Source organism: Micromonospora echinofusca (assembly GCF_017614955.1).
Lineage (GTDB): Bacteria > Actinomycetota > Actinomycetes > Mycobacteriales > Micromonosporaceae > Micromonospora > Micromonospora echinofusca_A.
This window is the reverse complement of sequence record NZ_WVUH01000516.1, coordinates 1-3,554: the sequence shown is the minus strand read 5'-3', so window position 1 is coordinate 3,554 and position 3,554 is coordinate 1. Positions and strand designations below refer to the sequence as shown.

1 protein-coding gene and 1 pseudogene are annotated in these 3,554 nt (G+C 70.1%); one reads left to right on the top strand and one right to left on the bottom strand.

Annotated features, from left to right (window positions below; translation table 11 throughout):
• Window positions 1-167 (top strand): annotated as a pseudogene (locus GSF22_RS36205) (zf-TFIIB domain-containing protein); the annotation flags it as partial.
• 205 nt (window positions 168-372) lie between these two features.
• Here GSF22_RS36205 and dnaB read toward each other — a convergent pair.
• Window positions 373-3,057, bottom strand: a complete 2,685-nt coding sequence (dnaB, locus tag GSF22_RS31975; RefSeq protein WP_307804498.1) for a replicative DNA helicase — start codon at window positions 3,055-3,057, stop codon at window positions 373-375.
• Window positions 3,058-3,554: the final 497 nt, after the last annotated feature.

The window sequence follows — 3,554 nt, the reverse complement described above, 5'->3', positions numbered from 1 at the left end:
CGCCGGCCCCGCACCCGGGTTACGGCGCCGTGCCGCCGCCACCGCCGCCGGCACACGGTTACCCGCCGGCCCCGGCGTACGGCCACCAGCAGCACCATCACCACGACTACCACGGGCACTACCAGCGGAAGCGGCAGAAGAGCTTCCTGAACGAGTTGTTCGACTGACCCGGACCGTTGCGCCGGCCGGTTCCCGTACCCGGGCCGGCCGGCGCAACGGTCCACCCTCGCCCGGCACCCACCAGCTCGTGTTGATCATGAAGTTGTTGTCACGACACGCCGGGCGGGCCGGCAATAACTTCATGATCGACGCGGTTCTCGCCGCCGCTGTGCCTGCCCGGTCGACGCCCCTGCGTGGTGGGCGCCCCGTCGCTCAGACGATGGCCATGTCGACGAACCGGGACAGGTGCAGCTGAGCCGCGACCGTCACGGTGTCCGTCGGGCCGTTCCGGTGCTTGGCGACGATGAAGTCGGCCTCACCGGCCCGGGGCGACTCCTTGTCGTAGTAGTCGTCCCGGTGCAGCAGAATCACCACGTCCGCATCTTGCTCAATCGACCCAGATTCGCGCAAATCGGACAGTTGCGGTCGTTTGTCGGTACGCTGCTCCGGACCACGGTTCAGCTGACTGACCGCGATCACCGGACACTCGACCTCCTTGGCCAGCAGCTTGAGGCCACGGGACAGTTCGGCGACCTCCTGCTGCCGGCTCTCGGTCTTCTTCGGTGAACTCATCAGCTGGAGATAGTCGACCACGATCATCTTCAGGTCGTGCCGCTGCTTGAGCCGCCGCGCCTTGGCCCGGATCTCCATCAGGTTCATGTTCGGTGTGTCGTCGACGAAGAGCGGTGCCTCGCTGATCTCACCCATGCAGCGGGCCAGCTTGGTCCAGTCGTCGTCGGAGAGCTGACCGCTGCGCAGCACGTGCAGCGGGACCCGGGCCTCGGCCGAGAGCAGTCGCATGACGATCTCGACCTTGCTCATTTCCAGGGAGAAGATCGCGCTGGCCTGATTCGCCCGGATCGCTGCGTTCCGCGCGAAGTCCATCGACGCGGTGCTGTTGTGGGTCGGGATCATCGACCGGCCGGCCAGATAGAGGTGGTCGTCGTTGTCGACGGTCACGCACCTGACCGGCACGCTCGGCACCGGCCGGACACCGACGATGTACCGCGAAGTCGTCCCGGCGCGGGAGACGACGCGGCGACGCGACCGGTGCGTGTCCCGCTTCCGGTCCAGCCGGAACACCTCGTCCGCCGTGGAGAAGTCCACCGTGTACACGGTCGGGGACTCCGGGGTCCGTCCGGGGACCGGGCCGGTCGTGAGCGTGCACCGGTAGCCGAGGCCGACCACCAGCTCCCGGACATCCTCGGCCAGGCGTTTCGAGGTGGACGTGTACCGCACGTTCCCGGTCGGGGTCACCGTCCCGTCGGTGTCCAGCAGTCCGGCGAGCAGCGCCCGGCGCTGCCTTTCGCTCGCCCGCAGGTAGGCGCCCGGGATGTGCTTGTTGTTCAGGACGTTGAGTGAGCGCAGCAGGCCCACGACCGATGTGGCACGTGGACGGCACTCCGTACAGCGCCATCCGGAGGACCGGTGGAGGATCGCGGTCGTACGGCCACAGTCGGGACACTCCGGACCCGTCAGCACGGGCAGGGGCGGCGGAAGGATGGCGTAGGCCGTCGGCCCGGACTGCCTGACCCGGAATCCGTCGGCCTCGACTCCGTCGATGATCCCCTGATCGGCCATGGCGAACTTCGCGGCAGCCCGCTGACCGTCGCCGAGCCAGACCCCGAGGGTGTACGGCGGTACGGGTAGGTCGCGCTCCGGCAGCTCAAGCGGTGCGCAGTTCTCGACCGCGTGGTTCGACCGACGATCAGCCGGGTCCGTACGCAGGGTCGCCGCGATCTGCTCGGTCGTCACCACCCTGTCGTGCGGCCCGGTCGGATGCGCGTCCGCCGGGTGCGCCGACCGGTCGAGCAGCCCGGTGACCGCCCGCCCGGTACGGAGTGCCGGACCTGTGGGCCCGATGGGGCCGGTGGGGCCGCCCGACGCCCGACGACCCGGGTACCCTCCGCCGTCCGCCGGCTCCGGCCGGGTACCCGCCCCGGCGGTCGTCCTCCACAGGTGCTCGGCATCAGCGACGATGACGGAGCCGTCGGAGAACTCGACCTCGTAGCAGGGTCGCCCGTGTCGCACCTCGAACGCGGCGGTGACGGTGGTCGGGTGGCCGTCCGCGCCGAGCAGGCGGTCACCGACCTGGACCGCACCCATGGTCGTCCAGCCGTCCGGGGTCGGCAGCGGCGTGTCCAGCGCGAGGGCCTTCCCCAGACCCGGGCGGCCGGCCACGATGATCAACTGGCCGGCGTGCAGGCCGTTGAGGAGCCGGTCCAGGTCGGTGAAACCGGTCGGCACCCCGGTCATCACCCCGCCCTGGGCACCGACCGCCTCGATCTCGTCGAGCGTGGGCTGGAGCATGTCCGCCAGGACGGCGAAGTCCTCGCTGACCCGCTTCTCGGTGACCTCGTAGACAGCCTGCTGCGCGAGGTCGACGATGTCGTCCACGTCCCGGCCGCCACCGCTGGCGCCGTACCCGAGCTGGACGATGCGGGTACCCGCCTCCACCAGTCGCCGCAGCACGGCCCGCTCCCCGACGATCCGGGCGTAGTAGGACGCGTTCGCGGCGGTCGGCACGGTCGAGATGAGGGTGTGCAGGTAGGGCGCGCCGCCGATCCGGACCAGGTCGCCGGAGTCGGCCAGGGCGGCGGCCACCGTGATGGAGTCGGCCGGCTCACCGCGCCCGTAGAGGTCGAGGATCGCGTCGAAGATCGTGGCGTGTACCGGCCGGTAGAAGTCGTTCGACTTGAGGATCTCGACGACGTCGGCGATGGCGTCCTTGGAGAGCAGCATGCCGCCGAGCACGCACTGTTCGGCGGCGATGTCCTGCGGCGGTGTCTTCTCGTACTGCGCGTCGCGGGGCGCGGGAGCCGCTGCGGGCGGTGCTCCGTCGCTGGTGCGGGCCTCAGCCCGCCGATCGTCGGTGACCGACACCGGGTCCCCCTCCACTGCGTCGGCAAGCGCTGTGCCGTCCCGGCGGGCGGTACGGCGATCCTGGCCGGCCCTGGCCAGCCCCGTGTCGGGGGTCGTCGCGGGCTGCGCCGAGGGTCGAGCGGTAACCATACGGAACAGCAGCTCAGCACCTCAACCAGCCCGGTGGACGAGTCTCTGGACAACCTGTGGACACCGGGGGGCAAGGGTGTGCGCAGCCTGTGCACAGGCTGTGGAAAACAGTGGGGGAAAGTTATCCACAAACGCTTTGACCTGCGATTATGTCGTCCCCAGCCTGTGGACAAGATTTCCTCACCGGAGCACCGCCCGCTCTGGCGCCACAGCAGCCATCGGCGGATCTGACTTGACGGCTGATTGCGCTTTCCGCCGGGTACCGTCACGCTCCGCCCGTGGACTACCGGGACCGGGCAGGCGGGGATCCGAGCCTGCGCAGCCAGCCAGGCGGGCGCTGGGGCGACGACGCCCCCGACCCGGTCGACCGGTACCCCGCCCCC